Origin of the sequence: Martinezella lusitana, from assembly GCF_010668395.1 — a bacterium.
Lineage (GTDB): Bacteria > Pseudomonadota > Alphaproteobacteria > Rhizobiales > Rhizobiaceae > Rhizobium > Rhizobium lusitanum_A.
The window spans coordinates 1-433 of sequence record NZ_WUEY01000086.1; the positions used below are offsets into that span (position 1 = coordinate 1).

Consider the following 433-nt stretch of genomic DNA (forward strand, 5'->3'; position numbering starts at 1 on the left):
TGCCAGATGTTGAATAGGTGATTCGTCGGCGCGCAGGTATTCAAGTTGATGCTGGGCGAAGTAGCCGAGTTTGATCCCTTTCGCCAGACCAATTTCACCGCTGACTGGCGCAAGTTCACCGGCTAACAGTTTGATTAATGTCGATTTACCCGCGCCATTGCGGCCTAACAGACCAATACGCGAGCCGGGCACCAGGTTCAGTTTAATCGAGTCGAGAATAATGCGATCGCCATAGCCCGCGCTGACTTTTTCCATCTTCAGTAACGGATTTGGCAGGCTTTCCGGCGCGCGGAAGCTAAAGCGGAACGGGTTGTCGACGTGCGCGGGGGCAATTAGCTCCATACGCTCGAGCATCTTAATGCGGCTCTGGGCCTGCTTCGCTTTGGTGGCTTTGGCACGGAAACGGTCGATATAACTTTGCAGATGCGCTACG

1 protein-coding gene is annotated in these 433 nt (G+C 54.3%); it reads right to left on the reverse strand.

The features are described from left to right. Positions 1 to 433: ATP-binding cassette domain-containing protein (locus tag GR212_RS36640; protein WP_163995032.1), on the reverse strand; the 433-nt coding region annotated here is incomplete at both ends.